Annotated in this window: 18 protein-coding genes and 1 pseudogene; 13 read left to right on the top strand and 6 right to left on the bottom strand. The window is 36.6% G+C overall.

The annotated features are described in order from the left end of the window. Window positions 1-8 precede the first annotated feature (8 nt). On the bottom strand, window positions 9-716 hold the full coding sequence (locus tag ACIQLB_RS15785) for a hypothetical protein (protein WP_400727563.1): 708 nt from the start codon (window positions 714-716) through the stop codon (window positions 9-11). Between the two features lie 392 nt (window positions 717-1,108). Here ACIQLB_RS15785 and ACIQLB_RS15780 point away from each other — a divergent pair, with 392 nt between their 5' ends. Both ACIQLB_RS15780 and ACIQLB_RS15775 read left to right on the top strand, forming a co-directional pair. Beyond that, window positions 1,109-1,696, top strand: a complete 588-nt coding sequence (locus ACIQLB_RS15780) for a peptidylprolyl isomerase (protein ID WP_400727560.1) — start codon at window positions 1,109-1,111, stop codon at window positions 1,694-1,696. A 22-nt stretch (window positions 1,697-1,718) separates the two neighbouring features. Further along, window positions 1,719-1,931 carry a hypothetical protein gene (locus tag ACIQLB_RS15775; RefSeq protein ID WP_370042223.1) on the top strand — a complete coding sequence of 71 codons (213 nt, stop codon included), beginning with the start codon at window positions 1,719-1,721 and terminating at the stop codon, window positions 1,929-1,931. Window positions 1,932-2,077: 146 nt separating this feature from the next. Here ACIQLB_RS15775 and ACIQLB_RS15770 read toward each other — a convergent pair whose 3' ends face one another. Beyond that, a complete protein-coding gene (locus ACIQLB_RS15770; RefSeq protein WP_400727557.1) occupies window positions 2,078-3,250 on the bottom strand; it encodes a MalY/PatB family protein in 1,173 nt (390 codons plus the stop codon). Window positions 3,251-3,322: 72 nt separating this feature from the next. Here ACIQLB_RS15770 and ACIQLB_RS15765 point away from each other — a divergent pair, with 72 nt between their 5' ends. Beyond that, window positions 3,323-3,583 (top strand): DUF1871 family protein, encoded by a 261-nt coding sequence (locus ACIQLB_RS15765; protein WP_082337499.1) that lies wholly within the window; start codon window positions 3,323-3,325, stop codon window positions 3,581-3,583. Between the two features lie 269 nt (window positions 3,584-3,852). Here the strand turns inward: ACIQLB_RS15765 and ACIQLB_RS15760 are convergent. Continuing rightward, window positions 3,853-5,157, bottom strand: a pseudogene (locus ACIQLB_RS15760) (sodium-dependent transporter). Window positions 5,158-5,386: 229 nt separating this feature from the next. On the opposite strand from ACIQLB_RS15760, the gene ACIQLB_RS15755 reads away from it, so the two are divergent. The 3 genes from ACIQLB_RS15755 (at window position 5,387) to yugI (ending at window position 8,036) form a co-directional block, all read left to right on the top strand. Beyond that, the gene (locus tag ACIQLB_RS15755; RefSeq protein ID WP_400727554.1) at window positions 5,387-5,935 is read left to right on the top strand and encodes an RNA polymerase sigma factor; all 549 of its coding nucleotides are present in this window, start codon (window positions 5,387-5,389) and stop codon (window positions 5,933-5,935) included. Next, window positions 5,928-7,571 carry a hypothetical protein gene (locus tag ACIQLB_RS15750; protein WP_400727551.1) on the top strand — a complete coding sequence of 548 codons (1,644 nt, stop codon included), beginning with the start codon at window positions 5,928-5,930 and terminating at the stop codon, window positions 7,569-7,571. The genes ACIQLB_RS15755 and ACIQLB_RS15750 overlap by 8 nt, the downstream gene beginning before the upstream one ends. Window positions 7,572-7,658: 87 nt before the next feature. Then, window positions 7,659-8,036, top strand: coding sequence for a S1 domain-containing post-transcriptional regulator GSP13 (gene yugI, locus ACIQLB_RS15745; RefSeq protein ID WP_400727549.1), 378 nt, complete (start codon window positions 7,659-7,661; stop codon window positions 8,034-8,036). 198 nt (window positions 8,037-8,234) lie between these two features. On the opposite strand, the gene ACIQLB_RS15740 is transcribed toward yugI, so the two are convergent. Next, on the bottom strand, window positions 8,235-9,542 hold the full coding sequence (locus ACIQLB_RS15740; RefSeq protein WP_400727546.1) for an AAA-type ATPase lid domain-containing protein: 1,308 nt from the start codon (window positions 9,540-9,542) through the stop codon (window positions 8,235-8,237). Window positions 9,543-9,687: 145 nt separating this feature from the next. Here ACIQLB_RS15740 and pruA point away from each other — a divergent pair, with 145 nt between their 5' ends. The 6 genes from pruA to ACIQLB_RS15710 all read left to right on the top strand — a co-directional run bounded on the left by pruA (window position 9,688) and on the right by ACIQLB_RS15710 (window position 16,212). Further along, window positions 9,688-11,232, top strand: coding sequence for an L-glutamate gamma-semialdehyde dehydrogenase (gene pruA / locus ACIQLB_RS15735; RefSeq protein ID WP_400727544.1), 1,545 nt, complete (start codon window positions 9,688-9,690; stop codon window positions 11,230-11,232). 264 nt (window positions 11,233-11,496) lie between these two features. After that, a complete protein-coding gene (locus tag ACIQLB_RS15730; RefSeq protein WP_400727541.1) occupies window positions 11,497-12,690 on the top strand; it encodes an ornithine--oxo-acid transaminase in 1,194 nt (397 codons plus the stop codon). 83 nt (window positions 12,691-12,773) lie between these two features. Further along, the gene (locus tag ACIQLB_RS15725; RefSeq protein ID WP_248716969.1) at window positions 12,774-14,018 is read left to right on the top strand and encodes a Glu/Leu/Phe/Val family dehydrogenase; all 1,245 of its coding nucleotides are present in this window, start codon (window positions 12,774-12,776) and stop codon (window positions 14,016-14,018) included. Window positions 14,019-14,432: 414 nt separating this feature from the next. Further along, window positions 14,433-15,596: an iron-containing alcohol dehydrogenase gene (locus tag ACIQLB_RS15720; protein WP_400727538.1), complete on the top strand. Its 1,164-nt coding sequence runs from the start codon at window positions 14,433-14,435 to the stop codon at window positions 15,594-15,596. Window positions 15,597-15,760: 164 nt separating this feature from the next. Next, complete coding sequence (locus ACIQLB_RS15715) at window positions 15,761-16,057, top strand: hypothetical protein (protein WP_400727534.1); 297 nt, start codon at window positions 15,761-15,763, stop codon at window positions 16,055-16,057. 14 nt (window positions 16,058-16,071) lie between these two features. After that, window positions 16,072-16,212, top strand: coding sequence for a hypothetical protein (locus tag ACIQLB_RS15710; RefSeq protein WP_400727531.1), 141 nt, complete (start codon window positions 16,072-16,074; stop codon window positions 16,210-16,212). A 353-nt stretch (window positions 16,213-16,565) separates the two neighbouring features. Here ACIQLB_RS15710 and ACIQLB_RS15705 read toward each other — a convergent pair whose 3' ends face one another. Then, a complete protein-coding gene (locus ACIQLB_RS15705) occupies window positions 16,566-17,561 on the bottom strand; it encodes a cation diffusion facilitator family transporter (RefSeq protein ID WP_400727528.1) in 996 nt (331 codons plus the stop codon). 15 nt (window positions 17,562-17,576) lie between these two features. Continuing rightward, window positions 17,577-18,293, bottom strand: coding sequence for an MgtC/SapB family protein (locus ACIQLB_RS15700; RefSeq protein ID WP_400727525.1), 717 nt, complete (start codon window positions 18,291-18,293; stop codon window positions 17,577-17,579). Window positions 18,294-18,834: 541 nt separating this feature from the next. Between ACIQLB_RS15700 and ACIQLB_RS15695 the strand changes: the two genes are divergently transcribed. Next, complete coding sequence (locus ACIQLB_RS15695; protein WP_400727522.1) at window positions 18,835-19,734, top strand: DMT family transporter; 900 nt, start codon at window positions 18,835-18,837, stop codon at window positions 19,732-19,734. The last annotated feature ends 243 nt before the right edge of the window (window positions 19,735-19,977 follow it).

Here is a 19,977-nt window from a genome sequence, read left to right as displayed (position 1 = left end):
AAAATAGCTTACGCTTTGTTTTTTTGACTGTTACTTATGAAAAGAGGAATTATACATAACAATCCAAGGAGAATAAACAGGATTAAGGTGTTGATTGGATTATCTTTTACTTTTGTATCTTCTTTGTGTTTTTTTTCAAATTCTTTTACTTCTTCTGTTTTATTTACTTTATCGTTTGGAACAAGTTCATTTTTATCTACATCATAGTAATAGAATCCGTGTTTGTTAAAGGTGAAAAAGTCATCTCTAACCGTCTTATATGAACTTGAAATCATCGCTAAGTTCATTTTTTCCGTATCAATCTTTGTTTTTACATATTTTTTACTTTCTGCTGTAAACAATTCTTTTTCTTTTTTTAATAAGTTGGCGGCTTCACTTTTTACTTTTTCTACATCTTGAAACGTTGTTGCTTTTTTCAATCCCTCTTCAATAAAGGCTATTTGTTCCATTTTCATTTTTTCTTCAAATTCTTTTGTTTTTTGCTCTAATAATGATTTGTCTTCTTTTACTGTTTTAATGAGTACCGTTTTTGTTTCTAGTGCTAATATTTTGGCGGAGTCGTTTTTGTAATCATGAACTTCTTGTTTATTTTTATTATTTACTGCATTCAGTTGCTCTTCTGTAATGATTTTTGTTGCCATGCTGGTAGATGAAAAAACGATACTCAACATACATACCGATAGTCCGATTACACTTATTTTTTGTATGAATTTCATTTCAATCCCTCCATTTTTCTACTATTATCCACATAATCCATTTTTATTATCAATCAAGGAGATATATGAACAATCATAAAAAATATACTAAGGGGGTTAATATGAAAGAATATTTCTTAACCAAAGAACAGTACTGTGATAATGCTTTCGTGACCAACATTGTTCTGACGCTAAGCTTTCGCACAAAAAACACTTATTGGCCCAAGCGTCCAGCCGGAACGGAAATCAACTCCACCGTATGGTGATAAGCCCAAAAATTAAAAGTGCAAAAAATCGTCAATACTTTGGTGAAGAAAACCAGTAAGAAGTATGTTAGACTAAAATAAGGTCAGAAATGATAGTGCTATCATTTTCATTGAAACTGAAATTTTACATTTAAAGGAGAGACTTCAATGTTTCCACAATTAACAACAGAAGTACTAGAAGGCGAAGTACTTGTAGAAATGAAAACAACATTAGGTGCCATCAAAATTAAATTATTCCCAGAGCATGCACCAAAAACTGTTGAAAACTTCTTAGGTCATGCAAAATCAGGATACTATGACGGCATCATTTTCCACCGTGTGATCCAAGACTTTATGATTCAAGGTGGTGACCCAACTGGTACAGGTATGGGCGGCGAATCAATTTGGGGTAACTCTTTCGAAGATGAGTTCTCTGAAAAAGTATTTAATCTTCGCGGTGCCCTTTCAATGGCAAATGCGGGTCCAAATACAAATGGTTCACAATTCTTTATCGTACAAATGAAGCACCTTCCAAGTGATATGCTTCGCCAATTACAAGGTGCTGGTTTCCCAGAAGAAATTATTGAAGCATATGCTCAAAATGGTGGTACTCCTTGGTTAGATCATAAACATACAGTATTTGGTCATGTTGTTGAAGGAATGGACATTGTAGACAAACTTGCAGACGTAGAAAAAGACTTCCGCGATAAACCATTAGAAGATGTGAAAATCGAGTCAATTACAGTTTTTGAATAATAATTGTAAGGACGTGTAAAACATGAAACATTTAATGTATCAATTTTTATATTTCCCTGAAGATAAATCAGGCTATATTCCTGCAGCTTTTGAATTTTTAATCATGCTTATTTTATGTATTGTTGTATTTACTGTTTTCCGTAAGATTTCTAAGAAACAAGAAATGAAATCAAAGGAAATCGAAGCACGTATTCTTTCAGAGAAAAATAATACAAACAATCAGCATAATATTTAAAAAACACGCTTTTCGTGGGAAGCCAGATGCCTCGCAGCCATTCAGGACTGCGGGGCATCATTCATTCTGTAGCTTTGTAATAAAGTACTTCCAAAGAAAAAAAGGATATCTCAGAAAAACTTGAGATATCCTTCACTATTTACTACCTATTGCTGAAGTGCTTGCTTAAAGCGCTGAACACCATCTTTCACTGTGTCAAATGAGCAAGCGACGTTCATACGCAGGAAGCCGCTACCCTCTTCGCCATATTTTGTCCCAGGCTCTAATGCAAGCTTGCCATTTTCCAGCAAGCGTTTCATGATTTCTTTTTCATCAAGTCCTAATTCTCGATAATCAATCCAAAGTAAATATGTGGCCTGAGGTTTATTAATATGGATACCAGGTAATTGCCCTAATTCAGCAATCACATAATCCATATTAGTTGAAATGTAAGAAAGCATGTCATTTAACCATGGAGAACCCTCTGAATAAGCAGCCTGAAGTGCAACAGAAGCAAAGGTATTTACTGAGCCTTGCCCACTAGCCATATGAACTGCTTCTAGTAGCATACGCTTTTTCTTATCCGTCACAATCATATAAGCAACTTGAATACCAGCTAGATTAAATGTTTTTGTCGGTGCCATGCATGTAATAATACGATCAATTTCGTCACCAGCGATTTTTGCTAATGGTGTATGTTTTGAGCCATCTAACATTAAATCCGAATGAATCTCGTCGGAAATAATCACTACATCATATTTTGTACATAGTCGTACGATTTCCTTTAATGTAGCTTCATCCCATACATAGCCTCCTGGATTATGAGGATTACACAATATGTAGGCTTTCACGTTTTGAGCAAGTGCTTGTTCAAAGGCTTCAAAGTCATAGACAAATGTCCCATCTTTTTCTACTAAAGGACAATTAACAATCTCTCGACCATTACTTTTCGGGATGTTATAGAACGGTGGGTAGACAGGTGAGGAAATAAGTACTTTATCTCCTGGGTTTGTCAGTGCTTTGATACTATCCGCTAAAGCAGCAACAACACCGTTACAGAAAACAATTGATTCTTTGTCAATGTGCCAATCATGATGAGCATTTTGCCAGTCGACGATCGCCTGAATCGCTTCATCGCTAACAAAGCTATAGCCGAAAACAGTCTTTTCAGCATGCTCTTGTAGCGCTTTTGATACGGCTATTGGAGCAGCAAAATCCATATCAGCTACCCACATTGGAAGTATGTCTGAAGCATCTTGTAGCGCATATACGTTTTCCATTGCGTCCCATTTTACCGAGTTTGTATAACAACGTTTAATAGTTTGATCGAAAATAGACAAGCAAATCACTCTTTTCTTTTTTATTTACTATGGTATCATACGAGTATGATAAAAGGATAATAGGTGAGTATTTTGGAAAATATAAAAATGAATCAAGCAGCCGTACATCTGCTAGAGGAGTGGGATCCATTCCACTTAGGTCCAGATCATTATGATACTGAAACGGCAGATGTTGTAGCAGCATTGCAAGGTATTGATGATCCATCTACTCTTGCAAAGGTTATTCAAGAAACATATGAGCACTCGTTTGAAGAATGGATACCATATGAAGATTGTGTAGCCATTTCATACAAACTTATCGCGATAAAATTTGAAGCAAAATGTATTATTTAACTTCTTTTAGCGGGTGTCCAAACATCCGCTAAAATAGAGGAACTCAGTCTAAGAACGCCACGTCCTATGGCAACGACTGAGTGGCCAACATCATGTTGTTGCCGCTGACGCTACGCTTTCGCGCAAAAAACATCATGCTGCTGACGCTACGCTTTCGCGCAAAAAACATCTGTTGGCCTAAGCACAAAGCCGAATCCGGACTTAATAATGCTTTTGCTTTTCTATAGAAAACGAGGTTGTCATTCAATTTTGAGACAACCTCGTTTTTTTTATTTAAACAACGGTAAAATTCCCTGAATGAAAATAATTATTATCGCTATTGGAGAAACATAACGAATTAAAATATACCAAATGTTGAACATCAGACTAGATGTTGCAAGCTCCCTACGAGAAATGTCCTTTGTATAATAATAGCCTGCAAAGATAGAAATCAATAAGGCACCAATTGGCATACCAATACTATTGGTCAAAAAGTCTACAAAGTCGAAAATAGAGCGATCTAAAATTTTTACATCAGAAAAGATGCCGAATGATAGTGCACTTGGAATACCAACGATAAAAATAATAATACCGCCAATCCAAGCGATTTTTTTACGCTTTTCAGGCTTATCTCCAATTGCGATAGCCACGACAATTTCTAACATGGAAATGGAAGAAGTAACTGTTGCAAAAAGTAAGAGTACAAAGAAAATCGTTAAGAACAGTCCACCTAAAGGTAATTGTTCAAAAACAGCAGGTAAAATAATAAATACGAGGCCAGGACCTTGATCAGGTGTATAGCCAAGTGCGAACACTGCTGGGAAAATTACTAGACCTGCAAGTAAAGAAATAATGATATTCATCGATGCGACATTGATGGCTGAATTTCCAATCTTTTCTGATTTCGATAAATAGGAAGCATATGTGATCATTACCGCGATCCCAACACTTAGCGAGAAGAAAGCTTGTCCAAGCGCCTTTAAAAATGTTTCCGCATTTAAATAGGACCAATCAGGGACGAACATAAATTTGATGCCTTCCATTGCACCGTCCAATGTTAAAGAACGTATCACTAATACGATGAAAAAGATGAATAACATGGCATCATCCATGTACTAGCCTTTTCAATACCGCCTTTAATACCTGCTGATACAATTACTACAGTTAACAACATAAATAACCCTTGTACAAGCACTGCTTCAAATGGGCTTGAAATGATGTTACTGAATAAATCTGCATAATTACCATTTGAATTATCGAGATGGAATATTATGGAGCGTCCCAAATAGCTTAGAATCCAGCCACCAACAACACTGTAGAATGAAAGTATTAGACCGGCAATAATCATGCCACCCCATCCTATTAAGTACCATGGTTTTCCTGGTGCTTGTTCCTTGAACGACGTGACGGCATCCTTTTGTCCGCGACGTCCAACCATAAATTCTGCAATTAATACCGGCAAACCGAATAAAGACACTTCCGCCGTTAGTACCCGCCATGTAAGGAAACTTCCAAATAGCTCCTAACCCTATAGAACTTCCAGCGGCAGCTAAAATAAACCCAATTTTAGATGTAAATTGATCTCTCGAAGACACGAAAATAAATCCTCCTTATACTAAAGTTTCATTTTACCGCAATATTCTCGTTACACAAGCAAATTTCAGAAAATGATTTATAGATATTCTAAAATAATTTTGTTTGTACAGCGGAGGTAATTCTGACGACGTAATTAGTGTTTGGAGCTATTATTAAAAAAGTAAAATCTATTTAAATATGTAACAATTAGGAGAAATGATTCGTTACATGTGCAAAGGAGGGATGACTGTGACAGAAACTGAATTAATCGAACGGGCTCAGCAAGGAGACAAAGACGCCTATATAGAGCTAATCCGAATACATCAACGCACAGTTGAAAAATTTGCTTTTCAATGTGGCGTACATAGTAATGATTTAGCAGATGTTTCACAGGAGGTATTTGTGAAGCTCTATCGTTTTTTACATCAATTTAAGCAGGATCGTTTTACGACATGGCTCTATAAAATCACATTGAATGCATCGCGTGATTATTATCGCAAAGAACAACGAGAGCAGGCAAAAGAAGAAAGGCTAAGTGCTCAGCAACAAATGCCCTCATCTTCAGCAGAAAAGCATGTCTTTAATTTTGAGGAAGATAGACTATTACATGATGCTATTAAAGAACTGGATGAAAAATATCGTTATCCTCTTATATTATTTTACTTCCATGAATTAAAGTATGAGGAGATAGCGGAAGTACTAAATATTTCGTTATCGACTGTCAAAGTTCGTATATTGCGTGCAAAGGAAAAGCTCAAAGCGGTGTTAATGCAGGAGGGGAGTGTTGAAAATGGATGATAAACAGTTTGAAAAACGAATGGAGCTTCTAAAAAAATCCTATGATCGCATGGAACCACAGTTAGATCCAGAAGCCGTTTTCGCACAAATCGAGGCAGAAAATGCAACACAACAAGCACAAAAAACTGTAACAACAAAAAAGATCCCTTCAAGATGGCAAAAGCCTACTGTCTGGATAGCAAGCATTGCAAGTGTACTTTTATTAAGTGTTCTTGTTTCGTCGTATGTCATTAATCAACCAGAAAGCATAAATAGTAAAAAGGATGTTTCTCAGAAAGAAAAACAGGAAGTTGGAAATAAAGAATGGATCGAAAATATTACTAAAAAATACAACAGTAAAAAAGAACAAATAAGAAGAGAGTTAAAAGTTACCATTGATGAACTAAATGCATTTGAATTTATTAAAGGTGCTGACTACATGCTAGACTTCTATACAAAAAGGAATTCTCATTTACAAGAAGAGGATGTACAGTATTTAAAATTTAATGAGGAAACTATACTTAATAATTTAATGACACCAAGAAGAGCCCTAGAAACCATTGATGAATATAATAATTTAACGTACGATGAATCTTTTCAGGTATATCGTTTATATGAAGAAACTGTACTGGAATTAGAGAACTTTTACAGTGATCTTCTTAAACCATATGAACCTCTCCTTAAGAAGTCAAAAGATATCAATAAATATCCGTCAGATTTAAGGGCAATTATTGAGGCCGCAAATAATCAATTTATGGAATTGAAAGAGAATGAAGAAGGGGCGTTTTATTTTAAAGCGACACCAATTTACGGTGAATTTTCGCCACACAATATCAATAAATTGCATCCTGATACTTTTGGTTACTTTGAGTATTTAGAAAAGGGGCAGTTATTATTAGCAGATGATTTAAGGTATACACGAGAAGAAACCGCTAAATCCTTAAAAATAATGGAGCGTACGTTACTAGCGGATGTGAACGCTGACTCACCTACTTATAAGGTTTTAAGACAAAACTTTGAAAATACATGGTTGGTGTTGATGAAGGGAACTGCAAGCTATCCTGCTCTTACAAAAGATGGGAAACCTCGTAAAGATTATATGGAGTTCTTACAAAAAGTAGCTAATGGAAAGTACGGGGAAGTAATGAAAAAAACTGCTTCAACAATTTTGAATGAACTACAACAGGACAATCGCTCAAATACTTTAGCTCAGTTATCAGCTTATGATATTTGGACAATCATATTGCAAACTCGAGAAGAAACAGCAGGATTGAGTAATGATAGTGATTTTACTATTGTAAGTATTGATGAATCACAAATAAAGAGTATATATGAGCAATATAAAAAAAGCGATACTGAAACATTTATCAATCAATTACGCCCATTGAATATGGTTTCTCTTTATTTATATGCAATAACTATTGGAGATGAATCTTTACAAACAGCTATAATGCCAGAAACGAACATTAAAACAAGTTTGTTAGACAAAGTTAAAAGTTTAGATATCTTTAGCCAATTAGGAGAATATGATGGTATTTATCCAATGGTTACTGTTCGTATTTCTGAAGAGTATCAGGAAATGTATGGTAGGCAATTCCTTATTAAATTATCGAAAAATCAAGAAGGTAATTATCGCATAACAGGGATCCTTGATTGATGGGGGATTTTTTGCCCCACTAATACACGTATGTTATAATTTATGGTGATATATACGTAGCAAACAAAAAGAAAGTGGGCAAAGTTTATGGAAAAAAAATATGAATTAGGAGACGTGTTGACTGGAAAAGTTACAGGTATACAGCCGTACGGTGCATTTGTTGCGCTTGATGAAAATACACAAGGCCTTGTACATATTTCCGAAATTACGTACGGCTTTGTAAAGGACGTTAGTGAATTTTTGTCAGTTGGGCAAGAGGTAGAAGTGAAGATACTAGAAATCGATGAAGATGCCGAAAAAATTAGTTTATCGATTCGAGCTTTACAGGAGCGCCCAGCAACATTGCGTAAAAAAGATGCACTACCACGTAAATCATTGCAGGACCGTGTAGATGAATCGGATGCGAATGGTTTTAATTCCCTAAAATCTAAATTACAGGACTGGATCGAACAGTCAGGACAATAATGTTAATAGTCTTCACCAATCGGGCTTTTACAGGCAGTTAATTTACCTAACTTCTTTGCTTTTGCTGAATTTTGAGATGGCAATCTGACGCATTCGGTACAGATAAATTACTGCCTGTTAATGCGGGGAAAAAACGAGGATACTTTCAAATATGAAGGTATCCTCGTTTCTTTTTTTGTACTCAATTATAGCTGAAAATTATTGCTTTTTTATTTTTCGAATTCGATATTGTAGGTTTTGACGACTCATGCCAAGTGCGCTAGCGGTCTTTGTAATATTGCCTTCATATAAATTTAATACGTTTTGCACATAATATGATTCGGCTTCACGTAAATAAGCATCGAGCGGCATAACATCATTTTGTTGCTGGAACATAAAGAATTCCGGCTCATGATTGGTTGTGTCTTGCTGCTGTACCTTGAAGCGGAAATGCATTGGAAGGAAATCTGAGGTAACTGTTGATTCAGTGGTCATAAACGACACAATTTCATCGAGTAATAGCTCAAGCTCCTTTAAATTTCCTGGCCAATCATACTGCAAAAATAAATCCTGTACATCAGGTGCTAGTTCCGTAACATTTGAAGCAAATCTTTCTCGATGGCGGCTAAAATAATCATCTGCGAATGGAAGAATATCTTCTTTTCGATCTGTTAGATTAGGGATAGTAATGGCCATTGTTGCAAAGAAATAATACAGTGATTTTGAAAGTTTCTTTTCTGCGATTAATGTAATGGGATCGCTTCCTACACTCCCTATAAGCATGAATTTAGACTGAGGGAGAGATTGTAATACTTCTAATAGTTGTTCTTGGATATCTAGGCTTAAAAAATCAATGCGTTCAAAGAAAAAAGTGTATGCTTTGTTATCCTGTAAGAGCTCCTGTAATTTGTCTAAAACAGATTGAGCAGAGCGACGACTCACTAGGGTTACAAATGCTTCAGGATCAGTTGATACTGCATGGTGCATACCCTCTGCGACTAAATCCTTGCCTGTACCCGATTCACCAATTAGTAATACTGGTAATTTCACAGATGCTGCTTTTTTGGCATTTGCGATAACTTGTCGCATGGATTCGGAAACAGCTGTAATCATATCAAACGTTAAAGGTTCACCATATCGACGAAGTGGCTGATAAACGAGCTTTTCGAGTGATGTAATGTCACGAGCAAATTCAATTGCTCCAATTAGTTTATTTTCAATATAAAGTGGAAAAGTATCATTAATAGTTGTAATTTCATGACCATTTTTATTCCAATAAGTTTGTTTTACATTAATTTCTTTTTTGCCTGTTTGTAATACACGCATTAAAGTACTTTCATGCTGGCGAAAGGAAAACATTTCAATAACAGAACGATCTGCTAATTCATCAAAATGAAATCCTTCAATTTCTTTCATCTTTGTATTATAAATAATTGTTTTGCCAGAAAGGTCTACAGCATGAATACCAACAGTTACATTTGTTGCAATAAACTCATAAAAAGGGAGTAAGGGTTCAAAATTTTTCATAAAATGTGCACCTCAAAAATTTTTTACTTGAAATATGCAACGAAATTTTGCATTATAATAAGTGTAAGAATATTCTAAACGCAAAGATATTTTGCGTCAATGTTTTTTGCACACTTAAAAAACAGCTCACGAGGGAGGATAAAGTATGATTTCATACAAACACGAACCATTCACAGATTTTACTCAAGAGGCAAATTACAACGCATATTTAGAAGCATTAAATAAAGTAGAAGGTTATTTAGGTCAAGACTATCCACTTATTATCGGTGGCGAACGTATTACGACAGAAGATAAAATCGTTTCATATAATCCTGCAAAGAAAACAGAAGTAATTGGTCGCGTATCAAAAGCGAACAAAGAACTAGCTGAAAAAGCGATGCAAGCTGCAGACGAAACATTTAAAACTTGGAAAAAAGTAGATCCAGCTATTCGTGCAGACGTACTATTCAAAGCAGCGGCAATTATCCGTCGTCGTAAACATGAATTCTCTGCACTTTTAACAAAAGAAGCGGGTAAACCGTGGGCTGAAGCTGATGCAGATACTGCAGAAGCAATTGACTTCTTAGAATACTATGGTCGTCAAATGCTACGTATTAAAAACGGTCAACCTGTAGAAAGCCGTTCAGGTGAATATAACCGTTATGACTATATTCCACTAGGTGTTGGTATTGTTATTTCACCATGGAACTTCCCATTCGCTATTATGGCAGGGACAACGGTGGCAGCTTTAGTAACAGGTAACACAGTATTATTAAAACCAGCTTCAACAACACCTGTAGTTGCTTATAAATTTATCGAAGTGTTAGAGCAAGCAGGTCTTCCAGCAGGTGCTGTGAACTTTGTACCAGGTTCTGGTGCAGAAGTAGGTGACTACTTAGTTGATCATCCAAAAACACGCTTTATCAGCTTCACAGGATCTCGTGATGTAGGCTTACGTATTAACCAACGTGCATCTGTATTAAATGACGGTCAAATTTGGATTAAACGTGTTATCGCTGAAATGGGCGGTAAAGATACAATCGTTGTTGATAAAGAAGCAGATCTTGAGCTTGCAGCACAATCTATCGTAAAATCAGCATTTGGCTTCTCAGGTCAAAAATGTTCAGCATGTTCTCGTGCTATTATTGTTGAAGATGTCTATGACACAGTTGTTAATCGTGTAATTGAGCTTACTAACACGTTAACAGTTGGTGATCCAACAGACTTCAAAAACTTCATGGCAACAGTTATTGACCAAGCAGCATTCAATAAAGTGACAGAGTACATTGAAATTGGTAAAGGAGAAGGTCGCCTTGTTGCAGGTGGTACAGCTGATGATTCAGTTGGTTACTTCATCCAACCAACGGTATTTGCAGACGTAGATCCTTCTGCACGAGTTATGAAAGAAGAAATTTTTGGCCCGGTTGTAGCCATTGCAAAAGCTAAAGATTTCGATCAAGCAATTGATATTGCAAATGATACTGAATACGGTTTAACTGGTGCAGTTATTACAAATAATCGTACGAACTTAGAAAAAGCACGTGAAGATTTCCATGTAGGTAACTTATACTTCAACCGTGGCTGTACTGGTGCAATCGTAGGTTACCAACCATTCGGTGGCTTCAATATGTCAGGTACAGACTCAAAAGCAGGTGGCCCTGACTATCTACAACTTCACATGCAAGCAAAAACAACTTCTGAAATGCTATAACTTCTTTAGGTTGACTGAAGAAGTTATGCTTCCGGACGCAATTTTGCTGAGGCATAAATTATAAGAGAATCTGCACGACTCCTCCTGGTAAAGTGAGTCCGGCAAGACCGTAGGCGCTAATTTCGAGGCGGCTCACCTAGGAGTAGTGAGCAGATTCTTGCTTTTTATATTCAGAAAATGCTGAAATCATTCTATTAATTTTACTTATAGAGAAACATAGTCTTCCAAAGATTTTTCATCATGAACGTAAGGAGAGAATACTATATGACAAAATCAGATCAAGTTATTGAACAAACTCAAAATTTTGGTGCTGCAAACTATCACCCGCTACCAATCGTTATTTCAGAGGCTGAAGGTGCTTGGGTACAAGATCCAGAAGGTAACAAATACTTAGATATGCTATCAGCTTACTCTGCTGTGAATCAGGGACATCGTCATCCAAAAATTATCGCTGCGTTAAAAGAACAAGCTGATAAAGTAACATTAACTTCTCGTGCATTTTATAGCGAAAACCTTGGTGAATGGTATGAGCTTGTTGGTAAATTAACGAATAAACAAATGGTATTACCGATGAACACAGGTGCAGAAGCGGTAGAAACTGCATTTAAAGCAGCTCGTCGTTGGGCATATGATGTAAAAGGTGTAGAGGATGGCAAGGCTGAAGTCATTGCATGTAATGGTAACTTCCATGGTCGTACAATGCTTGCTGTATCTTTATCATCTGACGAAGAATATCGTCGTGGTTTCGGTCCAATGTTACCGAATGTTAAGTTAGTAGATTACGGTAACCTGGAAGCATTAAAAGCTGCAATTACTCCAAACACAGCAGCGTTTTTAATTGAACCAATCCAAGGTGAAGCTGGTATCGTTATTCCATCAGAAGGCTTCTTAAAAGCTGCTCGCGAACTATGTCGTGAAAACAATGTTTTATTCATTGCAGATGAAATCCAAGCTGGTTTAGCGCGTACAGGTAAAATGTTCGCATGTGATTGGGAAGAAGTAGAGCCTGATATGTACATCTTAGGGAAAGCTTTAGGCGGTGGTGTATTCCCGATTTCTTGCGTAGCTGCAAATCGTGAAATCTTAGGTGTATTCAATCCTGGATCACACGGTTCAACTTTCGGTGGTAATCCTTTAGCATGTGCAGTATCTATTGCTTCAATTAAAGTATTACTAGATGAAAAATTAGCAGAGCGTTCACACCAACTTGGTGAATATTTTAAAGGTAAATTAAAAGAAATTAATAACCCAGTCATTAAAGAAGTTCGTGGTCGTGGTTTATTTATCGGAATGGAATTAACAGAGGCAGCACGTCCATACTGTGAAAAGCTTAAAGAATTAGGCCTATTATGTAAAGAAACACATGATACAGTCATTCGATTTGCGCCACCACTTGTTATTTCGCAAGAGGATTTAGATTGGTCAATCGAACAAATTGAAAAAGTATTTAATCTTTAACAAAATGTTCACATTTTAATTCGGAAGTATGTTACAATGATGCCGATATACTATCATTAAAAAAAACAAAGAGGCGATTTAATATGTCTGAAAACTTAAATCTGTTCACATCAACTCAAGAAGTTATTCAAGAGGCTCTAAATAGACTTGGATATGACGAAGCTATGTATGAATTATTAAAAGAACCGCTTCGCATGCTACAAGTACGTATTCCAGTGAAAATGGATGATGGTACAACAAAAGTATTTACTGGTTACCGTGCACAACATAATGATGCTGTAGGGCCTACTAAAGGTGGAGTACGTTTCCATCCGGCAGTATCTGAGGAAGAAGTTAAAGCGCTTTCAATGTGGATGACATTGAAATGTGGTATCGTGGATCTACCTTATGGCGGTGGTAAAGGCGGTGTAATCTGTGACCCTCGTCAAATGTCTATGGATGAAATCGAACGATTAAGCCGTGGATATGTACGTGCAGTTAGTCAAATCGTAGGACCAACAAAAGATATTCCTGCTCCAGACGTATTTACGAATGCACAAATTATGGCTTGGATGATGGATGAATACAGCCGTATGGATGAATTCAACTCACCAGGTTTCATCACAGGTAAGCCATTAGTGCTTGGCGGTTCTCAAGGTCGTGACCGTGCAACTGCACAAGGTGTAACAATCGTTATCCAAGAAGCAGCGAAAAAACGTGGCATTGATATTAAAGGTGCACGCGTTGTTATTCAAGGCTTCGGTAACGCAGGTAGCTTCCTTGCCAAATTCATGCATGATTTAGGTGCAAAAGTAATTGGTATTTCAGATGCTTATGGTGCACTTCATGATCCTGAAGGTTTAGATATCGACTATTTATTAGATCGTCGTGATAGCTTCGGTACTGTAACAACATTATTTGAAAATACAATTTCAAACAAAGAATTATTAGAGCTTGATTGTGATATTCTAGTGCCAGCAGCTATCGAAAACCAAATTACTGCTGACAATGCACATAACGTTAAAGCAAACATCGTAGTAGAAGCAGCGAACGGTCCAACAACTGCTGAAGCAACTAGAATTTTAACTGATCGTGGCATTTTACTTGTACCAGACGTATTAGCATCTGCTGGTGGTGTAACAGTTTCTTACTTCGAATGGGTACAGAATAACCAAGGTTATTACTGGACAGAAGAAGAAGTTGAAGAACGTCTATACAAAAAAATGGTTGATGCATTTGAAAACGTTTATACAACAGCGACAACACGTAACATTAACATGCGTTTAGCAGCTTATATGGTAGGTGTTCGCCGCACTGCAGAAGCTTCACGCTTCCGTGGATGGGTTTAACTTCTTTCAGTTGAAAGAAGTTAAAGCCTCCGGCAGATGTCACGGAAATTAGAAAGGTGTTCTTAAAAGGATGTTAGCCTAAAATCATCGCATCCATGCGATAACGGCTAACTGACCTGCATCACGCAGGCCTAAGCACAGAGCTGATTCCGGACGCAATTATGCCGAGGCATAATTGATTCAATAGATAAATACAAAACGAGTCATTCCTAAATCATTGGGATGACTCGTTTTTTTCTTGCAATACAGCGGAAATCTGTACATACGATGTCTGGGAGACTGATAGAAATACTGAATAGATGGGACAGAAAGATAGAATTTCAAACTGACGGATTGGAGTCGATATTTTAGTTTTAAATCTTTGCCTTCAATAACAGAAATATGAGAAAATCCAAGTAGAAAGGGGCGAATTGAATGGATTCATTTACATTTTATAACCCAGTGAAGTTACATTTTGGTGAAGATGCACTGGAAAAGCTATCAAATGAGTTAGCTCTGCATGGTAAAAAGGTGTTAGTTGTTTATGGTGGAGGTAGCATTAAGAAAAATGGTGTATACAATGCTGTCATTGAAAAGTTACAAGAAGCGGATAAAACAATATTTGAGCTAAGTGGTGTTGAGCCAAATCCACGTGTAGAAACAGCAAGACTTGGTATTGATCTTTGTAAAAAAGAAGAAATTGATCTAGTTCTAGCTGTTGGTGGCGGTTCCGTAATTGACTGTTCTAAGTTAATAGCCGCTGGTGCAAAATATGATGGCGATGCTTGGGATATTGTAAAGCGTAAAGTATTTGTGCAGGACGCTTTACCGCTTGGAACGGTATTAACGCTAGCTGCAACAGGCTCCGAAATGAACTCAGGCTCTGTTATTACAAATGCGGCTACTAAGGAAAAACTGAGCTGGGGTAGCCCTGCGGTATTCCCAAAATTTTCGATTTTAAATCCAGCGTATACAGTGTCAGTACCAAAAAATCATACAGTTTACGGTATGGTTGATATGATGTCGCATGTAATTGAACAATATTTCCATAATACGACGAATACACCGATTACAGATGAAATGTGTGAAGGAGTATTACGAACTGTCATTGCAACAGCCCCTAAATTAATAGAAGACTTAGAGAATATTCAGTTGCGTGAAACCATTTTATTAGCCGGAACAATTGGGTTAAATGGATTCTTATCAATTGGCTCTCGCGGTGATTGGGCGTCCCATAATATTGAGCACGCTATATCTGCAGTGTACGATATTCCGCACGCAGGTGGTTTAGCGATATTACAACCACATTGGATGCGTCTAAGTGTATCTGTAAATCCAGAGCGTTTTGCAGGCATTGCAACACGCGTTTTCGGTGTTGACGCAACAGGAAAGTCTCCAGAAGAGGTTGCATACGAAGGGATTGATCGTTTAGCGGCATTCTGGACTTCACTAGGAGCTCCAAGTCGCCTAGCAGATTATGAAATTGACGATTCAAAATTCCATCAAGTTGTAGAGCATGCTATGCAAAATGGACCCTTTGGAAACTTCAACAAATTACAGGAAGAAGATGTGCGAACTATTTTGCAAAACTCTCTTTAATATGAAAATAGACATGAGGCAACGTGTTGTAGTCTCATGTTTTTTGTTGTGTCAATAACTAGCTCTTTGTCGAATGCTCTCGTTAATTGTAGAATTGTTCAGATTTTGTTCAACTGCGTTTATTAAAATAAAGATAATAATAAACTAGGATGGAGAGGGAGCAAATGTTGAAACAAATGCTTGAAGATTGCGATGTCACATCGGGTTGCAAAAATGCGCCATTTCAGCAGCATGTTTATAAAATGCAAAATTGTATAGAAGTATTGGGAATTGAAACGAAATCACTGCAAGTTGAGAATGACCAAATTGTCACGGGGTATATCGTTGATCAAAGTATATTTTTAAAAAGCTTACAATGTGGCCAAACAAATATTACCTTTACAGATGGTGTAAATAAAGCAAGTGTACAATTGTTTGTACGTCCTTCTGGGAAAATCGTTGTAGAAGTGGAACCTATTTAGAGGATGCTGAAATAGTGTTAGTTTATTATCGAACAATACTAGCAGATACAGCTATTGCGATTGATTTAAAAGGTGCTTTAAAACATTATTTGGTAACGAATAATGATGATTCCATTGCAGAGGTACTTACGATTCTATGCATCCTAATGTATTGAAAAATTCTTATGCTGGTAATTTCATATTAGGTTGCCATGCAGATGGAAGAGAGATTACAAATACAGAAGAATATGCATTAGCTAATCGATTGGCAACATTAAAATTCTCAAAGATCGTTATTCAACAGCAAGGTGTAAAAAAAGATGATCGCATTAAAAATGTTATTAACTTTTATGATAACAGATCATGTTTTTGTAAGTAATGAAGAGATTCTAGATTGCTTAATAGAAGATACAAAAGAAGTTAAACGAGAACAAAGTCATCTAGTGCTAGTATAAAAAATAGCCAACTGCCTGAAATAAAGCAGTTGGCTATTTATATTATTTAGAAAAAAATATTTAGGATAATAATGTTATTGTTTGAATGTTGAGTTTTCCGGTCTTTCGCCAATATGTACCCAATCTAGTTTCCCGTCATCCTCATCAAATAAAATAGCCACTTTTGATACGCCCTTCTGACTTAAAATGACCTCTGTTAAATGGTCACGTACATCATCTAGAAAAGCGAGGGATAGATTGGGATCAGCTTCGGCAACTAATTCCACATGTAAAAATTCACCTTCTTTAACAACCTCTAAGCGCACAATATCTTTAATGTTTGGATCATCCATAACAAGATGAGCAATATGATTCAGCATTTCTTCGTCTGTTTCACCAATAACTCCACGTGCATTATCAAGGAAAACTTTTGCTACTACATAGAACATCATACAGCCAATAATCATTGAAACAAGCCCTTCTATTCTTGTCCAGCCTGTAAAATGTGCGATTAAAATTGCAGAGAAGGCCAAGACGTTGCCTCCTGTAGCAACTAAGTCTTCCATAAATACTAATTTTGTTGCTGGTTTTGCTCGATGCAAAAAGCCAAAAGCTTTAGGAATAGCTGTTATTATTCCCGTTTTTTCCTGCCCAGCCTCATGTAGTATTTCTACGGCGGCCTTTGCAAGAACTGCCCCTTCTAAAACAGTACCGATAAATAGTACGCCAAGTGCAATGAGCATCCCTTTTGATTCTCCAGAAGGATGCATAAAATGATGCAAGCCTTCTTTTACTGTTTCATAAGAAAGGATAGCTACAATAATAACAGCAAAAAGGCAAACTAAATTTACAATTCGGCCAAAGCCTCCAGGAAATTGTTTTGTCGGAGCCTTTTTAGAAAGCGCTGAGCCGATATAAACGAATAATTGGTTTGCTGCATCCCCTAGAGAGTGCATCATTTCTGCAAACATGGCAATATTACCTGTAAAGAAGAAGGCAGCACCTTTAATAATTCCTAAAAAGGCATTGACACCCGCTGCCAACAGAGAAGGTTTATTACCATTCTTTAATAGTTTCAATATTTCTGACACGAAAGAATCCTCCAACTAATTTAAAATTTCCATTTCGATTTTTTCTATATAAGGCAGTGCTCGTAACGAACGATAAAATGACAGTAAGTTATCAGAGACTATTAATGATAAGCGTAAATCTAATTCGTGAAAAACATGATCATTATTTGGAACATCTAGAATGCGTATGTTTTCAATAATAATATTGTTTTCCTTTAGGAATTGTAAAAAGGATTCACTATTTTTATCGTTGTTAATCTGAACTTTCAATGATATTTCTCGCATACGAATTCTTTTTGGTCCTATTTTCATTAGAAACGGCGATAAAACCTCAATTCCGAAGACGATGATAATAACAGCTAATGTAGCATCTATATAGAAGCCTGCGCCAACTGCGATTCCTATCCCCGCAGCTCCCCAAATCATTGCTGCAGTTGTTAAACCTGAGATACTATCATTCCCCCGTCTTAAAATAACACCTGCTCCAAGAAATCCAATTCCACTAACAATTTGAGCAGCCAAGCGAAGGGGGTCCATTGTAATATTGATTCCTGACCTAGGGGGTGTTGAGTAGGCAGTTTCAATCGATATTATAGTTAATAAACAGCTAAATGTAGCAATAACTAAGCTCGTTTTTAATCCTACAGGCTTCTTTTTTAATTCCCTTTCGATGCCGATTACTAAACTTAATGTGGCTGCAATTACTAATTTTATGCCAACTTCATATGTAATCATATTTTCCAAGGTTTCCATACGCAACCCTCCACTGATATTTCGTATTGCTAAGAGATATGCAAGGTGTCATTATTATATGTACATTACTTTGTTGTATTGTACATCACGATAGTAATGAAGTATAAGTATTTTTAACTTCTTGAAAGCAATATTTTTGGACCGAAAGCGTAGCGACAGGTTCAGAAGTCGCTCATCTCTATAGGTCGTAAGATGAATGCGGGTATAAGTTAAAACCTCCGGCAGATGTCACAGAACTGGAAAAGAGTCCTTAAGGATGTTAGCCTAAAATCATCGCATCCATGCGATAACGGCTAACTGACCTGCATCGGTAAAAACGCCACGTCCTGTGGCATTACCGAAATGACCAACATCGTGTTGGCCCTCGGTAAAAACGCCACGTCCTGTGGCATTACCGAAATGACCGACATCGTGTCTGCCCTCATGTTGTTGTCGCTACGTTACCATTACGCTTTCGCACAAAAAAGACCTGCAGGCCTGAGCGTAAAGCAGAATCCAGACGTAATGATGCCGAGGTAAAATTGATTGGAGGTTGGATTTAATGGAGAAACCGAAAATTCATCCATACATACCTATTTTTATTGGCGTAATTTCCGTATCCCTATCTGCCATATTTGTAAAATTAGCAAATGCAGAAGCGGGGGTTATTGCGTTTTACCGTATGTTCTTTTCGGTGTTAATAATGGCGCCTCTGTTTTTTTGGAAGTACACTAACGAGATAAAGGAGTTAAGAATACGTGATTGGCTATTTTCTTCTGTTGCAGGCATATTTTTAGCCTTCCATTTTATTTTGTGGTTTGAATCGCTCAATTACACTTCTGTAGCAAGTTCTACAGTTTTGGTTACACTACAGCCATTGTTTGCATTTGTAGGTACATATTTTTTCTTTAAAGAGAACATTACGCTGAAAACCATATTTGCAGGAGCGATTGCTATTGTCGGTAGTATTTTAATTAGTTGGGGAGATTTTAAACTTAGCGGTACTGCATTTTATGGAGACATGCTTGCTCTTGTCGCGTGCGCACTTGTTACAGCTTACTTTTTATTTGGACAAGATGTACGGAAAAGATTATCTCTTGTGACATATACGATGATTGTTTATGCTGTTAGTACAATTACATTATTGATCTATGTTCTAATTAAGGGGGAATCGTTCGGTCCTTATTCTACTATGGACTGGATATGGTTCATTTTATTAGCGATAGTTCCTAATTTATTTGGTCATACTCTATTTAATTGGTCTATTAAATACGTTAGTACAAATGTAGTCTCCATTGCGATATTATTTGAACCAATTGGCGCGGCCATTTTAGCTCTTCTAATTTTTAAAGAGTATTTAATAGCCACACAAATTATTGGTGGATTCATTGTTATAGTAGGAATTCTCTTGTTTGTAGTCGATGAGAAAAAGATTTTTAAATTTATTTCAAAAAAAGCTTGATTTTTAAAATACTATATTATATATTATTACTTGTCCTTAACAAGAAGGACGACTTGAAAAAAAGATTTGAAAAAAGATTTGAAAAAAGTTGTTGACTTCTTGTTGAATACAAGTTATGATAATAAAGTCGCTGAAAACAACAGCAACGAAATGAACCTTGAAAACTGAACAAGCAAAACGTAATCAATAAAGTTTTTAGTAGCTAACCTTGAGTTGGTGAACGAAACAAAATTTTGGACATCA

This window comes from Lysinibacillus sp. NPDC092081 (assembly GCF_044755845.1).
Lineage (GTDB): Bacteria > Bacillota > Bacilli > Bacillales_A > Planococcaceae > Lysinibacillus.
The sequence above is the reverse complement of the archived record's forward strand: the minus strand, read 5'-3'. Positions and strand labels throughout refer to the sequence as shown.

Bases quoted from the DNA above. Each gene is read 5' to 3' on its own strand.
- ACIQLB_RS15730 (WP_400727541.1), top strand. From the start codon at position 11,497: ATGACAAAATCAGATCAAGTTATTGAACAAACTCAAAATTTTGGTGCT.
- ACIQLB_RS15780 (WP_400727560.1), top strand. From the start codon at position 1,109: ATGTTTCCACAATTAACAACAGAAGTACTAGAAGGCGAAGTACTTGTA.
- pruA (WP_400727544.1), top strand. From the start codon at position 9,688: ATGATTTCATACAAACACGAACCATTCACAGATTTTACTCAAGAGGCA.
- ACIQLB_RS15695 (WP_400727522.1), top strand. From the start codon at position 18,835: ATGGAGAAACCGAAAATTCATCCATACATACCTATTTTTATTGGCGTA.
- ACIQLB_RS15750 (WP_400727551.1), top strand. From the start codon at position 5,928: ATGGATGATAAACAGTTTGAAAAACGAATGGAGCTTCTAAAAAAATCC.
- ACIQLB_RS15785 (WP_400727563.1), bottom strand. From the start codon at position 716: ATGAAATTCATACAAAAAATAAGTGTAATCGGACTATCGGTATGTATG.
- yugI (WP_400727549.1), top strand. From the start codon at position 7,659: ATGGAAAAAAAATATGAATTAGGAGACGTGTTGACTGGAAAAGTTACA.
- ACIQLB_RS15725 (WP_248716969.1), top strand. From the start codon at position 12,774: ATGTCTGAAAACTTAAATCTGTTCACATCAACTCAAGAAGTTATTCAA.
- ACIQLB_RS15720 (WP_400727538.1), top strand. From the start codon at position 14,433: ATGGATTCATTTACATTTTATAACCCAGTGAAGTTACATTTTGGTGAA.
- ACIQLB_RS15715 (WP_400727534.1), top strand. From the start codon at position 15,761: ATGTTGAAACAAATGCTTGAAGATTGCGATGTCACATCGGGTTGCAAA.
- ACIQLB_RS15775 (WP_370042223.1), top strand. From the start codon at position 1,719: ATGAAACATTTAATGTATCAATTTTTATATTTCCCTGAAGATAAATCA.
- ACIQLB_RS15740 (WP_400727546.1), bottom strand. From the start codon at position 9,542: ATGAAAAATTTTGAACCCTTACTCCCTTTTTATGAGTTTATTGCAACA.
- ACIQLB_RS15700 (WP_400727525.1), bottom strand. From the start codon at position 18,293: ATGGAAACCTTGGAAAATATGATTACATATGAAGTTGGCATAAAATTA.